The organism is Glycomyces sp. YM15, assembly GCF_016918015.1.
Classification (GTDB): Bacteria; Actinomycetota; Actinomycetes; order Mycobacteriales; family Micromonosporaceae; genus Glycomyces.
In genome coordinates, this window is the sequence record NZ_JAERMK010000016.1 from 22,822 (window position 1) to 40,227 (window position 17,406).

General features: G+C 65.6%; 21 protein-coding genes. 7 read left to right on the forward strand and 14 right to left on the reverse strand.

Going from position 1 to position 17,406, the window contains the following annotated elements; genetic code table 11:
• The first annotated feature begins 188 nt into the window (after positions 1–188).
• Entirely contained in the window at positions 189–965 is a 777-nt protein-coding gene (locus JHY01_RS17455; RefSeq protein ID WP_205326944.1) for a hypothetical protein, read from the forward strand.
• Between the two features lie 129 nt (positions 966–1,094).
• Here the strand turns inward: JHY01_RS17455 and JHY01_RS17460 are convergent, their stop codons facing one another.
• Positions 1,095–1,874 carry an RNA ligase family protein gene (locus JHY01_RS17460; RefSeq protein ID WP_240192925.1) on the reverse strand — a complete coding sequence of 260 codons (780 nt, stop codon included), beginning with the start codon at positions 1,872–1,874 and terminating at the stop codon, positions 1,095–1,097.
• A gap of 198 nt (positions 1,875–2,072) precedes the next feature.
• On the opposite strand from JHY01_RS17460, the gene JHY01_RS17465 reads away from it, so the two are divergent.
• The 3 genes from JHY01_RS17465 (at position 2,073) to JHY01_RS17475 (ending at position 3,835) form a co-directional block, all read left to right on the forward strand.
• Positions 2,073–2,423, forward strand: coding sequence for an Lsr2 family protein (locus JHY01_RS17465; protein WP_205326946.1), 351 nt, complete (start codon positions 2,073–2,075; stop codon positions 2,421–2,423).
• Positions 2,424–2,605: 182 nt separating this feature from the next.
• Positions 2,606–3,535 (forward strand): hydroxymethylbilane synthase, encoded by a 930-nt coding sequence (gene hemC / locus JHY01_RS17470; RefSeq protein WP_205326947.1) that lies wholly within the window; start codon positions 2,606–2,608, stop codon positions 3,533–3,535.
• Between the two features lie 39 nt (positions 3,536–3,574).
• Positions 3,575–3,835 (forward strand): hypothetical protein, encoded by a 261-nt coding sequence (locus JHY01_RS17475; protein WP_205326948.1) that lies wholly within the window; start codon positions 3,575–3,577, stop codon positions 3,833–3,835.
• Here the strand turns inward: JHY01_RS17475 and JHY01_RS17480 are convergent, their stop codons facing one another.
• The 4 genes from JHY01_RS17480 to JHY01_RS17495 all read right to left on the reverse strand — a co-directional run bounded on the left by JHY01_RS17480 (position 3,836) and on the right by JHY01_RS17495 (position 8,013).
• On the reverse strand, positions 3,836–5,104 hold the full coding sequence (locus JHY01_RS17480) for a hypothetical protein (protein WP_205326949.1): 1,269 nt from the start codon (positions 5,102–5,104) through the stop codon (positions 3,836–3,838).
• A 172-nt stretch (positions 5,105–5,276) separates the two neighbouring features.
• Positions 5,277–6,071, reverse strand: a complete 795-nt coding sequence (locus JHY01_RS17485) for a hypothetical protein (protein ID WP_205326950.1) — start codon at positions 6,069–6,071, stop codon at positions 5,277–5,279.
• 163 nt (positions 6,072–6,234) lie between these two features.
• Positions 6,235–6,930 carry a GntR family transcriptional regulator gene (locus tag JHY01_RS17490; protein WP_205326951.1) on the reverse strand — a complete coding sequence of 232 codons (696 nt, stop codon included), beginning with the start codon at positions 6,928–6,930 and terminating at the stop codon, positions 6,235–6,237.
• A 246-nt stretch (positions 6,931–7,176) separates the two neighbouring features.
• Entirely contained in the window at positions 7,177–8,013 is an 837-nt protein-coding gene (locus JHY01_RS17495; RefSeq protein ID WP_205326952.1) for a phage antirepressor KilAC domain-containing protein, read from the reverse strand.
• A gap of 176 nt (positions 8,014–8,189) precedes the next feature.
• On the opposite strand from JHY01_RS17495, the gene JHY01_RS17500 reads away from it, so the two are divergent.
• Complete coding sequence (locus JHY01_RS17500) at positions 8,190–8,675, forward strand: GNAT family N-acetyltransferase (RefSeq protein ID WP_205326953.1); 486 nt, start codon at positions 8,190–8,192, stop codon at positions 8,673–8,675.
• A 440-nt stretch (positions 8,676–9,115) separates the two neighbouring features.
• A complete protein-coding gene (locus tag JHY01_RS17505) occupies positions 9,116–9,481 on the forward strand; it encodes a histone-like nucleoid-structuring protein Lsr2 (protein WP_205326954.1) in 366 nt (121 codons plus the stop codon).
• A 16-nt stretch (positions 9,482–9,497) separates the two neighbouring features.
• Here JHY01_RS17505 and JHY01_RS17510 read toward each other — a convergent pair whose 3' ends face one another.
• Positions 9,498–10,175 (reverse strand): RibD family protein, encoded by a 678-nt coding sequence (locus JHY01_RS17510; protein WP_205326955.1) that lies wholly within the window; start codon positions 10,173–10,175, stop codon positions 9,498–9,500.
• Positions 10,176–10,256: 81 nt separating this feature from the next.
• On the opposite strand from JHY01_RS17510, the gene JHY01_RS17515 reads away from it, so the two are divergent.
• A complete protein-coding gene (locus JHY01_RS17515) occupies positions 10,257–10,676 on the forward strand; it encodes an NUDIX domain-containing protein (protein WP_205326956.1) in 420 nt (139 codons plus the stop codon).
• 41 nt (positions 10,677–10,717) lie between these two features.
• Here the strand turns inward: JHY01_RS17515 and JHY01_RS17520 are convergent, their stop codons facing one another.
• The 8 genes from JHY01_RS17520 to JHY01_RS27810 all read right to left on the reverse strand — a co-directional run bounded on the left by JHY01_RS17520 (position 10,718) and on the right by JHY01_RS27810 (position 16,846).
• Positions 10,718–11,299, reverse strand: a complete 582-nt coding sequence (locus JHY01_RS17520; RefSeq protein ID WP_205326957.1) for a plasmid pRiA4b ORF-3 family protein — start codon at positions 11,297–11,299, stop codon at positions 10,718–10,720.
• 49 nt (positions 11,300–11,348) lie between these two features.
• Positions 11,349–11,612: a hypothetical protein gene (locus tag JHY01_RS17525; RefSeq protein WP_205326958.1), complete on the reverse strand. Its 264-nt coding sequence runs from the start codon at positions 11,610–11,612 to the stop codon at positions 11,349–11,351.
• Positions 11,605–13,359 carry a HEAT repeat domain-containing protein gene (locus tag JHY01_RS17530; protein ID WP_205326959.1) on the reverse strand — a complete coding sequence of 585 codons (1,755 nt, stop codon included), beginning with the start codon at positions 13,357–13,359 and terminating at the stop codon, positions 11,605–11,607. The genes JHY01_RS17525 and JHY01_RS17530 overlap by 8 nt, the downstream gene beginning before the upstream one ends.
• 149 nt (positions 13,360–13,508) lie before the next feature.
• A complete protein-coding gene (locus tag JHY01_RS17535; RefSeq protein WP_205326960.1) occupies positions 13,509–13,763 on the reverse strand; it encodes a hypothetical protein in 255 nt (84 codons plus the stop codon).
• A 76-nt stretch (positions 13,764–13,839) separates the two neighbouring features.
• Entirely contained in the window at positions 13,840–14,520 is a 681-nt protein-coding gene (locus JHY01_RS17540; RefSeq protein ID WP_205326961.1) for a GNAT family N-acetyltransferase, read from the reverse strand.
• Positions 14,521–14,567: 47 nt separating this feature from the next.
• Positions 14,568–15,233, reverse strand: a complete 666-nt coding sequence (locus tag JHY01_RS17545) for a GNAT family N-acetyltransferase (protein WP_205326962.1) — start codon at positions 15,231–15,233, stop codon at positions 14,568–14,570.
• A gap of 69 nt (positions 15,234–15,302) precedes the next feature.
• Positions 15,303–16,040 (reverse strand): hypothetical protein, encoded by a 738-nt coding sequence (locus JHY01_RS17550; protein WP_205326963.1) that lies wholly within the window; start codon positions 16,038–16,040, stop codon positions 15,303–15,305.
• Positions 16,037–16,846 (reverse strand): DddA-like double-stranded DNA deaminase toxin, encoded by an 810-nt coding sequence (locus JHY01_RS27810; RefSeq protein ID WP_205326964.1) that lies wholly within the window; start codon positions 16,844–16,846, stop codon positions 16,037–16,039. Before JHY01_RS27810 ends, JHY01_RS17550 begins: the two co-directional genes overlap by 4 nt.
• Positions 16,847–17,406: the final 560 nt, after the last annotated feature.

The window sequence follows — 17,406 nt, forward strand, 5'->3', positions numbered from 1 at the left end:
CCGGGGGTTTCGCTGGGTTTGGCGTCCATGGTTTTGGGGGGGGGGGCCGCCCGGGGGGGGGGGGCCCGCCACACTGTTGCCTCGGGTAGGGAACCGGTGACGACTCGGCTCGCTTCGATCTTGCCACAATCGGGCAACAACCACTGTTTTTGCAGGTCAAGTGCCATACTGCACGACAACATTGGGGTATGGAACCTGCAGCGTTCAAGCGAGCCACTGCGCATCTTCGCCCCCCGATCTGGGTGATGCACCTTCCTGTCGACGGTGCATGGACCCTGGCTGGCACGTACCGGCACGACACCGGGTTCGGCCTGGCTGTGACGATCGAACGGGTGCTCGGCGACGCACCATTCCTCAGTGTTGCCTTGACGTGCCAGCGTCTTGACCAGCCCCACAGCCCTGTCATGCCCCTCGCGGAAGCCACTCTCCCCGACCCGGGGGATCTCGTCAGCATGCGTGCCGCGCTGGCCCACTGCGACTCGGTCCTCATCCCATGGGAGGTGGAGACGATCTTCAACTTCGACCCCGACCAGTACCGCCAGTTTGAGGCCGATCATGCCGTCGCGTACGCCGCCGAAGCAGCCGTCCAAGATGCGGACTTCCCTGACGAGGACGACGGCTGGGAGGATGACTGGGACTGCGACGTTGACTGGTTCGCAGCCGAGTTCGAACGTGACGACGTGGACTTGTGGGAAGGCCAGACAGCAGCTGACCTGACCAAGGAAGATCCCGGCCGCGACCAGGTGGACGTGTTCGACGCGCTCACCGCTGCCATCACAGCCGTAGCGGACCACGAGAGCGCGGCCCCGGTCGTGTGCCGCGAGGTCCGGCACGCCCTCGTGAGGCTTGCTGTCGTCGTTGGCGACACCGTAGCCACACCCGCGGAACGAGCCGACCTTGACCGTGAGGTCATGGCGCTGGCCGATCGGCTCGTCCACATCGAACAGCGGGCGACGATAGACTGAACCTGTCGCCCCTAGCTAACCGCGACATGGCGGCGCTCTGCTGGTACCAGGGCCCGCATCGGCCGTTCACGGCAGGCAGGAACACCGAAGCCGCCGCACTCGATGAGTGCGGCGGCTTCACGTTCGGCATTACCGGCGTTGACGTGTCGCGTTCTCCAGGATCCGCGCATGCTTCTGGTAGTCAGGGTGTCGGAGCTTCGCAATCCGGTCCCTGCTCGCAGTTCGGATGACGATCCCTTCCGCTTGGCCTTTCCCGGTGCCGTCCAACCGGACCTGGGTTTCGGTGAGGACCGAAGTCAGCCACGCGTGCGCGCCCTCGATGTCGGTGGGAATGTCGTCCCCGTTCACGACGCCGAGCTCAGGGACACGCTCGAGCGGCAGGTCCATCTTCAGGTCCAGCGGCGCGAACTGCTGTCCTCCAGCGTCCCGCCACGCGGCCGCGGCCGCGGCGGTCTGCGTGAGGATGGCCGGGTCGATGAGCGCGACGTCGAAGATCCGCGCCCCGACCGTGTGCTTGTCCGTCGAGTAGTTCTGCCAGCCTGCTGCAGTGGCTGCACCGTACACTTCCGCCCAGATGACCAGCGCGTCCTTCCCGTCCCAGGCCGCAGCGGCCTGCTCGGCAGCGGGAACCAACGCCCGCGCCATGGCGAGGTTCACCGGGCCTTGGTTCGGGACGCGGTCACCGCGCGCGGTGATGAGGTCTTCCCGCGAGCCGATGAACCAGTCGCCGCCGGGCAGGATGATGATCCGACCGTTCGTCCCATCCACCTTCTCAGTAAGGATGACGTCCCGACCGCGAAAGTCAACGCATGGTGTTGCTTCCAGCTTGCCGCGATGTTCAGGCTGCGGCTGGTGGTAGGCGAGAATCGACGGGTACTTCGTTGCTGAATTGAGGGTACGGAAGTCCATTAGCGACCTTTCGCGTAGGGGTGTTCACTTGCTTGTGCTGCAAGTATATCTGCCTTCTGCCTGCTTGCAACCTTTCATTGTTGCGTTGCGACACAGTTGTTGCCGCGTTGTGGTACGGCCCAGACAACATTAAGAATGCAAGTAGGGAAACGTCATTGACCGTTTCCGCAACGCCTCAATTGGAAGGCCACATTCGACATGGCGAAGCAGCGCATCATCCACCTCATTGACGACCTGGACGGCACGACCGCCGACGAAACGCTTCGGTTCGCGGTTGACGAGCAGGTGTACGAGATCGACCTGTCCACGGCGCACGCGAACGAGCTGCGGCGAGTGCTCTCCAGGTACCAGGTGAAAGGCCGCAAGCTCGGCCGGGCCCGCCTCCTGGCCCCCGGCGAACGGCCCAAGCGCCGCCGGGTCACCAACGGGGAGCCCGCCCGTGTCCGCGAGTGGGCGAAACGGAACGGGTACGGCGTCCAGCCGTACGGGCGCGTCCCGAAACCGATCCTTGAGCTGTACCGAGCTGACACCGCCGGGGCTGCTGCCTGACCCGGTCGCACCGTATCGGGGCCCGGACAGGTGAAAACCCGCTGACGCCTTGGCGTCAGCGGGTCCTGGGTCCCTACCCCACGATAGGTCACACGTTCCGCGGCCGCGGAGCCGATCCAGCACCACGCCAGTCGCGGCGTGCCCACCGTCGTAGCGCACACGGATCGCTCTACGGTGAAGCCATGAGCGACACCATCATCCGTCTGGCCTCGCGCGATTCGCCTATGGCGCTCGCCCAAGTCGAACGCGTCCGGGTTCTCCTCGAGGACCATCACCCGGGGATCACCGTCGAAGCGGTCACGACCACGACCGAAGGCGACAGGTGGACTGGCGCGCTCGCCGACCACGGCGGGAAGGCCCTGTTCTGCAAAGAAGTCGACCAGCTCGTCATCGGCGGCCGCGCAGACGTGGCCGTTCACTGCCTCAAGGACGTGCCGGGCGATTCGCCAATGCCCGAGGGCACCATGTTCGCGGCGTTCCGCGAACGGGACAGCCCCGCCGATTGCCTCGTCCACCCTGGAGGCCTCACGTTCAACCAGCTGCCCGCCGGCGCCCGCGTCGGTACGTCTTCGCCGCGCCGGACTGCGCAACTGCGAAGGCTCCGCGATGACCTCGACTACGTGCCCATCCGCGGCAACGCCGGGACCAGGCTTGCGAAGTTGCACGCTGGCGACGTTGACGCGCTCATCATGGCTGAAGCCGGTCTCGTCCGCGTCGGACAGATCGCCGCGGCCACGGACACGTTCAGCACTGACGACCTCCTGCCTGCGATCGGCGGCGGCATCATCGCGCTCCAATGCCGCGTAGACGACGCACCCACACGGGCGCTTCTGGCCCCGCTCGACCATCCCGCGACCCGCATTGAAGCGACGTGCGAACGGGCGCTCCTGCGAACGCTCCGCGGGAACTGCCGAACTGCCGTTGCCGCGCACGCGATGTTCAACGGCCAAGACGTGTACGTGCACGCCCGCGTGTACTCGCCGGACGGCCGCCGTGCCCTTGATGCATCCGGGACCGCAGGCAGCGGCGACGCCGCGAAGCTCGGCGACGCAGTCGCGCAGCGGCTCCTCGACGAAGGCGCGCGAGACCTCATCGACGCAGCGACACCGTGAACGATGGCTTATCTGTGACGCCACGCCTACGATGACGGCATGAGTGGCAACGAGCCCGCACCGGAAGCACACGTCACCCTGCCGTTGACGGCGGCCGAAATTGCCCGGATCAACGCGGCCGCCCAGCGCGCAGGGCTGACCCCAGAGGTTTGGATGGCGCGTGTGCTCCGCAGGGAATCCCGGCGTGCCCAGATCGCCGCCTATGAAGGCCCAGACCCGGACACGCAGGCGTGGATGGCCGCTGTCGACCGTGAGACCGAAGCGATGCTCACAGAGGCCGCTATGCGCGACGAGCGCTGATCACTGCGGCAGCACCCACTCGAGAAGGTCCTTGCCCGTGACACCATCTGCAACCAGAAGTATCAAGACCACCGTGACCCCAGCGAGCAGCATCAGCGTCCGAACCGTCTTGTCCGTGAGTTCAACAGTGGTCGAGAGCCAACTCGACCATGACCGACGTTGAGGCGCGGCTTGGACCTGGTCTACCAGGTGCCGCGTTCGAACCTCGCAGCTTTCCAGGAACTCCCGCCCTGAAGCTCCCGCGAGCAGCAGCGTCATCCGTCGCAGCGTCACGTCGAGCTCGTCGGGAACGTGACCGCTGACCGACGCGAAGGTCGATAGGTGACCCCGAATCTGGGCGGCGCTCAAATGCAGGAGGTGCGCGACAGGGTGGCGTACATCAAGGCCCTGCTTGCGTTGCAGACGATGCGCGTACCGCTCCGTTTCGGCAACGATCCGAACCAGCGCTGCACGCGATTGGGCCGCGCGGCGCTGGCGCGCCGGTGGCTGCACGTACGCGGCAGCGAGGCTGAGGGCGCGCAATCGTCTTCTGAACTGCTGGTCTATTACCCAGCCGAGCACCATCACCACACCGAGCGCGACGGCGTACCCCAGCCCGGGGAACTGATTGGAGCGAGGCGGCAGCACCATGGGCAGCGCCGTCAACAACACCGTTGCCACCAGTGCAGACTTCAACAGGAACTGCTGCAGACCGAGGTGGTAGACGTTGACCGCAGCCGCGAACCGGTCATCACGCGTCACCCCAGCCCGGACGTCGGGAATCGACAGCGGCCAACGGACATGAAGCGAATGCGGTGCCCCGGTGAGCTTGACAGCGTGCACCAACCCGATCCTTGCGCGAAGTGCCACCACCGCAGCAAGCAAGGCGAACACAACGATCCCTTCGTGCGCGAGACGTTCAGTGTCGCTGAACAAGGGGCGCCCATCGGCGATGACCTCGAACCGAAAACCCATCAGGACCACCGCGGCCCCAGCCAGACAGCAGCTGAGCACGAGACCGATGACCGCACTGCCGACTTTGCCAGCTGTGGACCACCATGTGCCACCGGCACGCGAGGAAGGATTGGTCCTCGCGATCCGTCGTCCTCGCCGCGCGACCATAAACGCCCGACGAAGCCCTCGCCTGGCGATCAGCCCTGCAGATCTCGCGGGAATCTCCGAAAGCACCATCCCGAACGTCACACCCGCGGTGGTGAGCAGGAGCGCGAAAGCACCGAAGAACACCACCGCTTGCAGCGCGGGGAACACGAACGTGGAGGCGGCGGCCATGAGACCTGCTTTCGCGGGAGCGAGCCGCCGCAGCGGGGACCGCACCTGAAGGGGGATGAGAAGGGGACCTCCGCATTATCCCTGCCTCCCAACAGACCTGCGTCCCCGCGTTCGCTGGTGCAGCCTCGACGCTTGCACTCCGGTTTGGCTGCGCCGCACACGCGACCGTGGTTCAGTAGCTGGCGAGGAGCACACCGGTCGCGTCGTCGCTCGCTTTCCCGCGGCCGCCGGTCGCGCCGGCGGCACGGTCGGCTTCATGGACGACGCGAATGAGTTCCGGCACGCCGCGGGCCGCCCCTGCCTCGAGCAGACCCGCCCACGTCCACCCGTACCGTTCGACGAGCCGCGTGAGCCCGTCCGAGAGCAGCGCGATCGTCCCAGGCCGGTCGACGGGAATCTGCCCCGACAGTCCCTCCGCCGCCGCTTGCGGGTCAGTGGACGCAACCCAGAATCCGCCCTTCGCATCCGGGTTGTTCCTCACCCGCGCGATGTAGTCGAGCGGGTAGCGGCGAACACCGTTGATGAGGACCGGTGCCGGCGGGTTCGGCAGCCGGTCCACGCGGTCGTCGCAGACCGCGACCGGCGCATCCCCGTCGACCTGCCACACAACCGTGCAGTCCCCGAGCACCAGATACTCGCCGATGCCGCGCTGAACGCGGACGATCGCGACCTGCGCTGCCGGGCTCGTACGGTTCTCCAAGTCGCACGTGTCCCGGTGCGACTCGGCCACGTCGTGGATCGCCGCGGCAAGAATGGACTCCAAGCTCGTGGAGCCGCCAGGGAGGCGTGCGGCGAGGCCGTGCACGAGGCCTTTCACGAACCAGGGCACGTCGTGCACGCACCCGTCGTCGGGCGTGCGGGTGACGCCGTCGATGACGAGCGCCCAGCCGGGCCCGGTCGCGTACGCGTCCTCGTTCGGAACTGAGGGGGATCCGGGCAGCGTTGCTGCGGAGACGTTGTGAAGCATCCGGTAAGCGTATCGGCTTTCGACTGCCCGCTCAGCAGTCAAAACTCCTCATCGAGTCTCTTTAGGACACTAGTTCGATTGCGGCGCAATAGAATCGATTGCTGGATGCTCAAGAACCAGTCGACTCTGCACGCGCCGCCAGCGACGACCTACCGTTTTCGTGTCAGTAGGCGGGGACGTCAGTACCAGGCCGATACGACGTCTCGCCGCATACCTTGATGCCGCCGTCGACCGAGTATTCGCGTCGAGCAACGAGAACCGCTGCGGTCTCAGCGAGTTCGAACCGGTCGCGGTCGACATCGTCGGCCAGACGGGCACAGTGGACCACCTTGCTGTGGACTGTGACACCGGTACGGTCGCTGTACATCTCCTGCCAAGGTCCGTGCAGCGCCCCCGCGAAATCCAGCTCGGGAACCACTGCCGCCAGGTCCGGGGCGAACCAGATGAAGTCGTGCTGAAGACACACACCACCTGATTCGATCCAGTGGAAGCGGCGAATCACGTCAGCGCCATCGAGACGTGCGCAGACCCAAGCGGGGATGTCGCTGGTGCGCACCGGCTGGCCGTCATGCACAATCCGACTCGAGCTGGCCGGACCCGTGTGGCCGTACTGCGAGGCGATGAGGTCGGCAACTTCAACACCGACGCCCTGCACGCCTCTCAACAGTCCCTCACGCTTGAGGACGGCCCACGCCCTGTCGACCGTAGCCGTCGAGACGCCCGACTCCTTAGCGGTGACTCGAACCGACGGGAGTCTCGTTCCAGGTAGTGCCGTCCCCTGAATGATGAGCGACCGCGTGTAGTTGGCGAGTTGGATGTAGGGCGCCAGTGCGCCTTGCTGGCGGAACTCGGCGAACATGGAACCTCCTGCGCAGTCAGCCCAGATGGTACGGAAGACACACCAGCTTGTCGACAGGCGTCAATCGTCCTCTTGCGGTCAAGTCGAAGGTCGGTGCTGGGGTGTGGGGGCGCTGAAGTCGATGTGGGCGCGGAAACGGTTGTCGGCGTCGACGCCAGCGCCGGCTCCGCCTGGCAGCGGGTAGCAGGCGCCGCCCACGCCTTCCGATCGACGTGCCGTGGCGGCGGCGTGCCGCGCCCACCTCGATCACGACCTTGCGGTGGCCTTCGCCCGCTCCACGTCCACGACAGTGGTGAGCCGCTGATGCAGGTGCTGCAACCCCTTCACGGTGACGCGCACCTGGGGGGCATCCACCTGCCATTCCTCAGTTTTCGGGTTCCAGTGCGACTGGGCGCGTTCGGCCAGACGGCCAGTGTCGATTGCCGACTGGTAGACATGCCAGCACCCGTCGCCTTTGTGACGGTAGATCAGACCTTCCGTGTTGAGGAACTGGAACAAGCGGATCTTCCCGATGGTGACGCGGGAGTCCCGCGACAGGAGCTTCGCGGCGTCTTCCACCGAGTAGTCGCCGGTCGCGGACGCGAGGACACGCCACGCGGCCGCGTCGGGTTCCAGGACGGCCACTTGCGCTTCGGCAGCGTCGGCCCGGTCCGCTTCACGAATGACCAGTTCCGCGATCTCCCTTGGCGTGAGGGCCGCCCGCGGCGGGGCACCCACTTCGGCTTCCCTGGTCTTGACCGCGAAGTACGTTTGCGCGGCGGCCACTTCGGGCTTGTTCGGGTCGCCGTTCATCGCCACGAGGTAGGCGGCGTACCGCGTCAACCGGAAGTTGCCCCGCACGCGATTCGGCGTGTTTCCACTGGTCGTCACGTCTTCGGTGATCCCCGCAAACGCAGCCTCCGCGTCGTGGCCGGAGTTGCGGGCGGCCTTCTTCGCCCGTTCGGTGATCTTCTTGAAGTCCTCCCACCGCTGATAGTCCAGCAGCGGCATGAGGTCACGCCCGGACCAGTACTCGCCGTACTCGTCCGTGCGACGGATCTGATCGAATGGGGAAGTGTTCGCGTCGATAGGCTCGGGAAGCATCGCGTCTCACTTTCGCTCACAGTGCTGCCCACTGTCATGTCCGGACAGCAATCAAGGGGATTGACCTGGTGTTTCACCGGTTCTGCTTGCCCAAATGTATCGTCCTGATGTGACTGTGCTGCAGCGATTGCTACTGCGCTGCAACAACAATCGAGCAACGACCTTGGAGGGCTTACGTGCGAATTGCCGCTCTCACCACTGACCTGACCGGACCGGTGCGCGACCTCATGACCACCGGTGAACCGTGGGTTCGACCCCGTGACCCTTCCGACTACTGGCTGGCCGCGGCGCTGTTCGCCGACACGTGCCCTGTCGCTCTCGCCGACAACGGGACCGTCATCGGCGCCGCCATCGGATTCCGGTCCCAGACTCACCCGGTCGACGTGTACGTCCAGGACGTCATCGTGCACCCGGACCACCGCCGGCAAGGCATCGCGGCCGAGCTCATCGGACATGTCCGAACCGTTGCGAGCGCAGCGGGAAGCAAGCGGATCTACTTGACGTCCGAACCGGCGAACTCGGCCGCGCACGCCTCGTGGCTGGCGCTCGGGTTCACGAACCGCCGCGGCGACTACCGCGACCAGCAGACCGGCGTGGAGGTCGTCGCCGATTTCAAAGGGCCCGGGAAAGACCGCGCGGTGTACGACCTCAACCTTGCGTGAACTGCTCGGATTGACCCGGAGCGCGGTAGTGAAAAGCGGGTCTCCGGCACGAACGGAGACCCGCCAGCCGCGTTTCCCTGAGATCAACAGGGACCCGCGCTGCGAGCCTTCGACGCCATCGGAGGCCCGCTACCGAGTTGTGCCGCTCATCAGGACTGCGTTCGGTATGCCAGCCAGTCTGCCCGCCGAAACGGCAGACCCGAAACCATGTCTCGAACCTGGACGGAACCAGTCCCCGCACGCCGCCGAGGCACGCTACTGACCTGCGTTGACATTGCGGCTCAAGCGGCACAGCGCGAAATAAAAAGGGTGCGGTCCTTGCCGAGTGCTGTTCGACCTCGGCCTGTTGAAGGGGATCAACCGGTGAAGTCAGACCAGCTGGCAAACCAAAGGAACTGAAACAGTCTCACGAACCCGTTTCAGCAACTACGGTCAGGCAGATGCCCCCGTTCAAAGACGACCTCGACGGCCGCGAAGCCGACCTTGGGATCACGTTCGGTATCGACGGTGTCCTCTACCGCATCCGGCTCTCCGTCGAACACGCCGCCGACCTGTACGAGCTCCTTGGGCCGCTGCGCGAGCGCGCCCAGTTCGTCGGCCTCGTGCAGCTGCTCGAACCGGAAGTGCCGCTGCCGGCGGTGTCATTTCCTTCAGGCAAGGACCGCGCCGCCGCTGCGCGCGCTTGGGCCGCAGCTCGCGACATTGACGTGGCAGCCAGCGGACGAGTACCGCACGCGCTCGACGGGGCGTTCGGCCTGGAACGCGCCCTTGAAGAACGCGACAACGCTGACTGCGACTCGTTCTGAACCCGATCAGGTCCGATCAGTGGCGCAGGTAGCGTGCGAACACCACCTCGCCGATAGCGCGCGTCTCCGCGAGCCGGAACGGACTGTCAGGGCCCTGCGGGAACGGCGCGTCGTTGACGAACCGGGGCGCGCCAGGGTGACCGACGAGGAAGGGTGCAAGCGCAACGTGGACCTCATCCACCATGTCCCGAAACATGAACATCGTGTGCATCCTCGAGCCGCCCTCGACGAGGAGCCGCTCGATACCGCGCTCGGCAAGGTCATCAAGGACGTCCCACGGCAGGACATGCCCGCCCGCGTCAACCACGGTCGCGACGGTCCCGTGCGAAGCCTGCAGCGGCCCGGCCGAGCCGCCTGCCGCGTATACGATCTTGTCGACCGCTCCTTCGGTAAAGAACCTGGCGTCGTCAGCGATCTTCCCCGAGTACGTCATGGTCACCTTCACCGGCGAGAACGGCTTGCCGGCCGCGACCCGCGCGGCACGGCGGGCTTCTGAACGCACGAGCAGGCGCGGGTCGTCACGGCGGATTGTTTCCGCTCCAACGAGGATCGCGTCAACGCTGGCGCGAACCTCGTCGACGCGGTCGAAGTCTTCCTCGTTGGAGAGGATCAGGCGTTCACCAGTGTCGTCGTCGATGTAGCCGTCAAGGCTCATTGCTACGGAAGCGATCACGTACGGGCGAGATTTGGACACGGTGCAGCTCCTCGAGTATGGGACCCTAAGATCACTGAGCGTATCGGTCACGCCAGACACCGCAACCGTCATGGAGCACGCATGGACACGGCCCGCAGGACCGCTCGAGTGTTCCTCTTCAACAGCGAGAACCGCCTGGTCCTCATCAAACGGACTCGGCCCGGCCGAGACCCGTACTGGGTGCTGCCCGGCGGCGGGATCGAACCTGGCGAAACTCCGGAAGATGCGGTGCACCGTGAAGCGTTCGAAGAACTCGGTGCTCACATCACCGCCGTGCACGACGCGGTGACGCTGCACAGCACCCCAACGCAGATACTGTTCATCGCGAAACTGGTCGACATGGACGTGAACGCCCGCACCGGAACCGAGTTCACCAAACCGGACCGCGGCACCTACGACATCGAACTGGTCCCTCCGGAAGCACTGTCGAGCATCAACTTGCAGCCGCCTGAAGCGCTCGCGTTTCTCCGCGAGAACCCCGCAGTGTTCTCCCGAACATGACTTGACCCGCGACCTGTGGCGCCCCAGGACGTGCGTGTTGTTCAAAGCATGAAGCGCTTCTTGACGTCGCGGAGGCGGCCGTTCGCTGCGTCACGGTCGAACACGTCCGGTCGGAACTGTGCAGGGTCATCCAGACCAAGCCATTCCATCCAGTCATGATGATCTTCGTGACCAGGGTCCGCGACCACGGGCTTGACCATGTTCCACCGGTAAGCTCCACCTGCGTCCTCAGGAGGACAAGCGCCGGCACCGTCGGCGCAGTTCGGATAGAACAGTCCCTCCTTCGCGCGGCTCACTGAGCCCCGGGTGACCCGGTGCCGCCAGTTGTCGCCGAAGTCGTACGTGTACAGCAGTGTTCGTCCACCGTCGAGCAGGTCGGCAACCGTTGCGGTGGTCTCGTCTCGACCGTTGAACTCCGGGTCAGCTTCCCCGTACTCGATGCCGTCCTCGGTCTCGAACACGTGCAGGTGGCAGTCGTCCCAGCCCATCGCAGCTTGGATCACCTCGTGGAGCACTTCCAAGTCGATGCGCGGGTCGAGTTCCACCAAACGCCACACGACCGGGTTGTCCACTTCGACCATTTCGATCCTGAGCCGCCACACAGGCTGTCGTGCGAACAGCACCTGCGTCTCCTTCCGGCCGCGGTAGCGGTAGAGCTTGGTTCGGGTTTGGTTACGCGAGCGGCCCGAACCGGCGGAAGTCCTCGACCTGCATTTCCTGCCACGCATCGTCGCGGACGTGCAGCTCCTTAAGGATCTTCTGTCCCACCGCCGGTGACGGTGCCTCGTCGACCAGCTGCCGGTAGAACCGCACGCGCACCGCCTCCAGCAGCAACAACTGCTGCCGTGCACGGTCGATCGCCTGCCCCAGCGCGATTTCGACGTCCAGGTCCGGCTTCTCGGTCGGGCCGTCGCCAGCGAAGCCGCGTTCACGCACCGCATCGACGTAGATCCGCGTCAACGCTGCCGCAGCGCGGCTCTTGACCGGGCTGCCATTCGTAGCCGTGGTCGAGCAGGTTCCGCAACTGCGGCAGCAGGCCGCTCGCCTCCGGGCCGATGCCGGCGGCGACATCGGCAGCTTCAGTGAGCCAGAAGGTGATGGTGCTGTCCAAGAGGTACTGGACATGCGGCAGCACTATGCTGGCGTCTCGCGTGAGAGCCCACAGCGCTGCGACTGCCGCAGGCCGAGTGTGTGCATCGTCGGAGCCGATGAGCGCGCGGACGTGCGGAAGCGCCGCAGCCGCGTCGGATCCGAGCGCGGCAAGCGCCTGCAATGCAGCGGTGGTGGCCAAGCCGGGGCCTGTGGAACCGGGCGCGGGAAGCTGTTCAATGAGCACGGGAACGGCCGCAGGGTCGCCCAACGTGCGAAGCGCAGCCACGGCCGCGTTCCGAGTCATGTCATGCCCGTCGCCGCGCGGGAGGCCGCGGAGGTAGCCGGCGAGCAGGGGAACGAACTCGCCTGCGGCGCCCGGGAGATCCCCGACGACTTGCACAGCCCGCCACACGTCCATGCCCGAGTCGAACGCGTCCACGAGGGACGGCACTGCTCGCTCGTCACCGAGGCGAGCGAGCGCGCGTACCGTCTCCTGATGGCATTCGCGAACCACCGGGTCGGATGCCGCCCAGGCGGCAGGCCCGTACTCGGTGCGGTGGCGTGCGGCGGCGGCCGCGAGCGCCGGCCGGGCCGCTTCCGCGATCGGGGCCGCTGCACCGAGGGCACGGGCGGCTTCAGCGGCGGTCCGGTCGTCACCGTCAAGGAGTGACGCCAGAGCGGCGATGATCGGACCATGGTCGCCTCGCCACTCGCTCATGAACCCCTGCGCCTGTTTCACGCCGTCGAGACGCAGCGCGGGATCAGGGTGTGCAAGTGCGGCAGCGAGCAGCTGTGCACGCAGTTCAGTGCGGCCCGCGAGCCCGTCATGGAACACCTCGAGCAGGTCGGAGACCACCGTCCGTTCCAGCGCGGCCCGGTCCATGTCCTCGAATGCCGCGCGGATCTGCGGCGGCACGTCACCGGCTATCGGCTTCGGGGCTGCAGGCTCGGGCAGGCCTGCCACGGGGAAGTCGCCGAGCAGGCGGACCGCCGCGGCCACATGCGCAGCGGTGGCGTCATCCGGAGCACACTTGACCCGGTAGGCGAGCGCCCCGAACCGGACCTCCGGCACCAGTCGCGGATCTTCAGCGACGGTGTCCAGCCACGCGGTCGCGGCCGCCGCCGTCTCTGGTGCGGATTCGACCAGGGCCGCCATTGCAGCCGCAAGCGCCAACTGGACATTCGGGTGCGGCTCGGCAGCGAACCGGCCCTTGATGAAAGCGGCCGCATCGTCTGGGGCGAGACCGCAGTGCACGACCGATTCGGCCGAGGCTGCACGCACGCGAGGGTCCGCGTCGGCCGTGAACTCTCGGAAACGGTCCGCGTTCACTGCGAAACAGTCAACGATCGCATCAGCGACACCGTCGCTTTCATACCCGGCGCCGAGCCAATACGACGCTTCCTTCCCGATGCTCGCCACGAGCGACACCACGCTGCCCCGGTCGGGCGTACGAGCGTCGGCTGCGATGTCGATCAGGAACGGCAGTGCCGCAGCCGTCGACGAGTAGATCGAACCCTGATGATGGACCTTGACCCAGAAGTCACTGAGCGCCTGGCGTCGCCGCTCCGGGTCCGGGGACCGCAGCAGCACCAGCAGCGCCGGTACTTCGCCCGCAGGGCCGTACGCGTGATCCAGAGCGGCCCAGTTGATAGCGTCAAGTCCAGAGAACATGCACGCATTCTCGCAGCTTGCTGTGACACTTCGACGTACATGGCACTGGGGCCTCACGGCAGCGGCCGTCAGCGCTTCAACAGCTCGACCCGTTCCTGCAACATCGCGAGGTCACTGGTGAGATGGTCAGCGCGTTCGCGCATGGCCACCAGATCCACACAGATCGCTGCCGCTTCGTGTGCGTGGCCTTCAGCGCCGAGCGCAGCGACCGCTGCAGTGAGCTGACCGAGGACGTCAGCGCCCGCGCCGATGCTTCCTGCGAGATCCGAAGCGTTGCTGGTGCTACGAGTGATGGCGTCGGCAGCGTCGTTGACGGACGGCATGGAACCTCCAGTGTGCGGGCAGGACGACAGGATATGGCGTACCGAGAGGACCGTGAATCGGGAACGTTCGCTGAACTCAGCTCACAGGCGGGCCCTCATCGAGCCCGAACCAGGAGCGAACCGGCGCGACACCATCAACCTTGACGTCAGGCCGTGCCCTCGACCTCCAAACCGCCGCGGACATTCGGTACCGGTGCACCACATGGGCTTTGCCGTCCTCCTTTGCGACGATATCGACCCCGTCCGGTTCGTACCCGAGCTTTTCGGAGACGCGGTTCGACGCGACGTTATGGTCGTACGTGAACGTGCGCGCCCAAGCACCGTCAAGATGGTCGAACACCAAGGCGAGTGCCGCTTCGCGCATTTCCGTACCCAGCCCTTGCCCGTGCCGGTCAAGGCGAAGCCAGGACCCGGTCGTGACCTGCCGAGTGATCGCGTAATGCTCGGCGTGGACCGCTTGCACACCGATGGGCTCGCCGTCGACGAACGCAGCAAGCTCGAGTCGCCACTTCGTGGGTTTCCAGGCGCCGAGCGCGCTCAGATTCCATTGGATGAGGCTCATGGCGCGCTCCTGGGGAGGCAGCAGCGCCCACGATCTCTCACCGGGTCCAGCGAGGAAGGGCCGCTCATCCGGGCGGTGAATCCCGGATGCGGCGGCCGCCGCGACCGCGGGCAGCTCGTCAGGGTGCGGTAGGCGCAGTTCCAGGCGAGTCGAACGGATCAGCAAGCGAAACAGCGGGATGGTGTCGGCGAGCATCAGCACTCCATTGAAAATCGGACGGAAGGCAGCAGGTCGTTGCGTGATCAGTGCGCAGCATCGAGGAAGTACGACAGGGCATCGTCCAAGCCCGTGACGACTACGGGCGGCCGCGTTCGGGAACGCCACTGGTCGACGGAGATCCTGAAACGCTGCGCGGTGTGCGCTTGGCGGTTCTCGCGGGCAGCGATTTCGGTGCCGTCACGGTGATACCCGACCTTCTCGGACACGCGGCACGCGGCCCGGTTCGTGTCGAAGCTCCGGGTCAACGCAGTACGGGCCCCGAGTGCGAAGGCGAACACGAGCATCGCCTCCCGCATTTCAGTGCCGAGTCCTTGACCGTGGCGGGCCAGCGTCAACCAGGACGACGACGCTACTTCGCGAGTGACCGCGAAATGCTTCGCGTACACCACTTGGACGCCAACAGGATCGTCGTCGACGAACACACCGAGCGGCAAGACCCAAGCGTCACTCGACCACGCACCGATCGCCGCGAACTGCTGCATGACGACCGCCCGCGCACGCTCGGGTGGTGGCAGCAGTACCCAGGACTGTTGTCCAGGTCGGGCGAGATAGGGCCGCTCGTCGGGCGCATGGATGCCGGCCGCGGCGGCGGCGCCCAGGCGCGGCAGCTCCTCAGGCGTTGCCAGGCGAAGCTCCAGGCGCTCGGAGCGGATTCGGATCCCGTACAAGGGAACAGCGTCAGCGAGCATGGCCCCAGCATCAATGCGGGTGTGGGTCCGACGCAACCGCAAAACCACAACGATCCAACTTGTGGGGCATCAGGACGCTCGAACCCAACTCACTGATCCCGGTGGCGTCTCGGGTGCTTCGATGAGTTCCTCAAGTACTCCCTCAACGGCACTCCAAGGGATTCTGGCGCTCTCCGGTACCGGTTCCCTTGTCTCAAGGGCGGTGTACCAGGCGACGAGATGACGAAGCGTGTCATCGTCACGAACCGGTGGTGGGGATACTGCCAACCAGGTGCGCGCGCGGTTGACATATTGCATTGCGAGGAAGTCTCCCTCCGCGGAGATATCCACGTGCAGGGCCCCATCGGATTCGACTTCGACTCGGAGTCGTCCGTGGCGTTGCGTATCTCGTTTGAACTGGCGAAACGCTTCGATGGTCTCGTGATGGCTGTGGCACAGCTTTACGACGTTCTCGTCGCCAGCGGTGTAGGTCAGACGCATCCAAGGTGGTGGAGTCCAGCCGTCAGCGGTCCATCCAGTGGACTCCCAGCCAGCGCCAGTCGGGTCAAAGTCGTCCTCGGGGTCAGCTTCAGGAACGTCATGAAGGCCCCACACCAGGATGCCCTCGTCCGCGCCAGGAAGCCAGATTTCAACAATGTCGGGAACCTGGTTCGCGCCGTCAAGACGCGGTGGTTGCAGGCCAAGATGCTCAGCAGCGAACTGGCCAAGTTCGCGCGACCCCATGCCTTCGCTGTCCTGGTGCCTCAATGCAGCTAGGAGCTCAGGATCGTCGGTGACAGGGAAGACTTCACCTCCGTTGACGATCACTTCAGAGCCTCCCCTGTTCCTGGATACTTGATCTTCTCACGCATGCCGTTCTCGTGGACAATCCAAACGACCATGTGCGAGCCTTTCGGTAGCAGGTGCCGGAGATTTTCATGGCATCGCCACTGGTCCCGGGAGGCTTTGCCGCACGGGACGATATTGATGTAGATCACTGCCGTATTGAGCTTGTACTGGCGCATGATCGCAGCGGCATGCCCTTCGATGTGCCACCGGGTTCTCATCCGTTCGTCTGAGGCCCACGGCTCCTTGAGATCTTTCATCTTGTCGGCTGGGCCGTTGCCGGCTTTGACGGTGCCGGTGATTGCCCGTCCATCGGAGTCGTAGATGCGGCCTCGTGCCGAAATCTGGCCGTTCTCGTTCAAGGGCCAGCCGACGCGCTGGGTCTCCTCGACACAGGTGTCGTTTGGCCGTTCAGGATGGAAATCTGGGACGGGAGGGTTGTTGGCCCATGGTCGTTTGGGTGGGGTTGCCGTCAGCGATGGACCGGTCGGGTTCTGGCTACTGCCGCTGCCGCTGCCGCTGGAGCCGGCCAGTAAGCCTTTCAGCGCTTCGACACGAGCAAGAAGCTGGTCAAGCACATCCGCGAGCGCCACGGCGCGCCCCGTTGCCGCCTCAAGGTCATCGCCAATTGCGCTCGCGACTTCGGCCTTGGGCTCCAGGCTTGCGGCAGCGATCGCCGCCGTGAGCTTGTCGTGCTCCTCCTTCGTCCTGGCGATGCCGGCCGCAAGCTGACGGGCCTCATCAGATCTCGCAGCGACGGCACTGGCAACCTCGTCGATATTGGACACGCGCCCTCCCGAGGGGTTGGGAGAGGCCAGGATAGGGATCCAGGGCCTTCAACGCAACCCTCACGGAGGGATCGAGGCGCTGGTGCTCGACCGCGGCCGAGTGGTTGGGGCGCTTCGTCTGTCCGGGAGCTCGCGCAAGGCGAACTCGAGGACCGAGCCCTCGATGCCCTCGTTGGTACGCTCACGCGCATGGCCGACTTGCATTGGCACTACGCCCAACTTGAACTAGTGCCCGAAGACCTGATGGCACGGTCGCAGCTGTCACTTCCGGTGAGCACCCGCAAAGGAGCGCACCGGCAAGTTGAGGGTCTCCTCGACCGGTTCGGGAAGCAGGTGCCGCGAGCCAAGCAGCTCGCCGAAACGTGGCGTCGCGGAGCCAAGGACGACTGGGTGGCGTACGGGCTCTTCCAATGGACAATCTATGAGTGCACGGGGACGACATGCCGAGACTCTGCGCAGGGGTTTCTCGAGGATTGGGCCGAGACGACAAGGGACGCAGGCTTGAGTTGGGTGCAGACGCCGAAGCTGCCGGACAACTGGCCCGAGGCGCACAGGGAGGG

What these genes read in the sequence shown, in the direction of transcription:
- JHY01_RS17485 (WP_205326950.1), bottom strand. Translation starts at nt 6,071, where the DNA reads ATGCTTCACAACGTCTCCGCAGCAACGCTGCCCGGATCCCCCTCAGTT.
- JHY01_RS17465 (WP_205326946.1), top strand. Translation starts at nt 2,073, where the DNA reads ATGGCGAAGCAGCGCATCATCCACCTCATTGACGACCTGGACGGCACG.
- JHY01_RS17545 (WP_205326962.1), bottom strand. Translation starts at nt 15,233, where the DNA reads ATGCTCGCTGACGCTGTTCCCTTGTACGGGATCCGAATCCGCTCCGAG.
- JHY01_RS17460 (WP_240192925.1), bottom strand. Translation starts at nt 1,874, where the DNA reads ATGGACTTCCGTACCCTCAATTCAGCAACGAAGTACCCGTCGATTCTC.
- hemC (WP_205326947.1), top strand. Translation starts at nt 2,606, where the DNA reads ATGAGCGACACCATCATCCGTCTGGCCTCGCGCGATTCGCCTATGGCG.
- JHY01_RS17495 (WP_205326952.1), bottom strand. Translation starts at nt 8,013, where the DNA reads ATGCTTCCCGAGCCTATCGACGCGAACACTTCCCCATTCGATCAGATC.
- JHY01_RS17505 (WP_205326954.1), top strand. Translation starts at nt 9,116, where the DNA reads ATGCCCCCGTTCAAAGACGACCTCGACGGCCGCGAAGCCGACCTTGGG.
- JHY01_RS17475 (WP_205326948.1), top strand. Translation starts at nt 3,575, where the DNA reads ATGAGTGGCAACGAGCCCGCACCGGAAGCACACGTCACCCTGCCGTTG.
- JHY01_RS17455 (WP_205326944.1), top strand. Translation starts at nt 189, where the DNA reads ATGGAACCTGCAGCGTTCAAGCGAGCCACTGCGCATCTTCGCCCCCCG.
- JHY01_RS17480 (WP_205326949.1), bottom strand. Translation starts at nt 5,104, where the DNA reads ATGGCCGCCGCCTCCACGTTCGTGTTCCCCGCGCTGCAAGCGGTGGTG.
- JHY01_RS17535 (WP_205326960.1), bottom strand. Translation starts at nt 13,763, where the DNA reads ATGCCGTCCGTCAACGACGCTGCCGACGCCATCACTCGTAGCACCAGC.
- JHY01_RS17515 (WP_205326956.1), top strand. Translation starts at nt 10,257, where the DNA reads ATGGACACGGCCCGCAGGACCGCTCGAGTGTTCCTCTTCAACAGCGAG.
- JHY01_RS17490 (WP_205326951.1), bottom strand. Translation starts at nt 6,930, where the DNA reads ATGTTCGCCGAGTTCCGCCAGCAAGGCGCACTGGCGCCCTACATCCAA.
- JHY01_RS17540 (WP_205326961.1), bottom strand. Translation starts at nt 14,520, where the DNA reads ATGCTCGCCGACACCATCCCGCTGTTTCGCTTGCTGATCCGTTCGACT.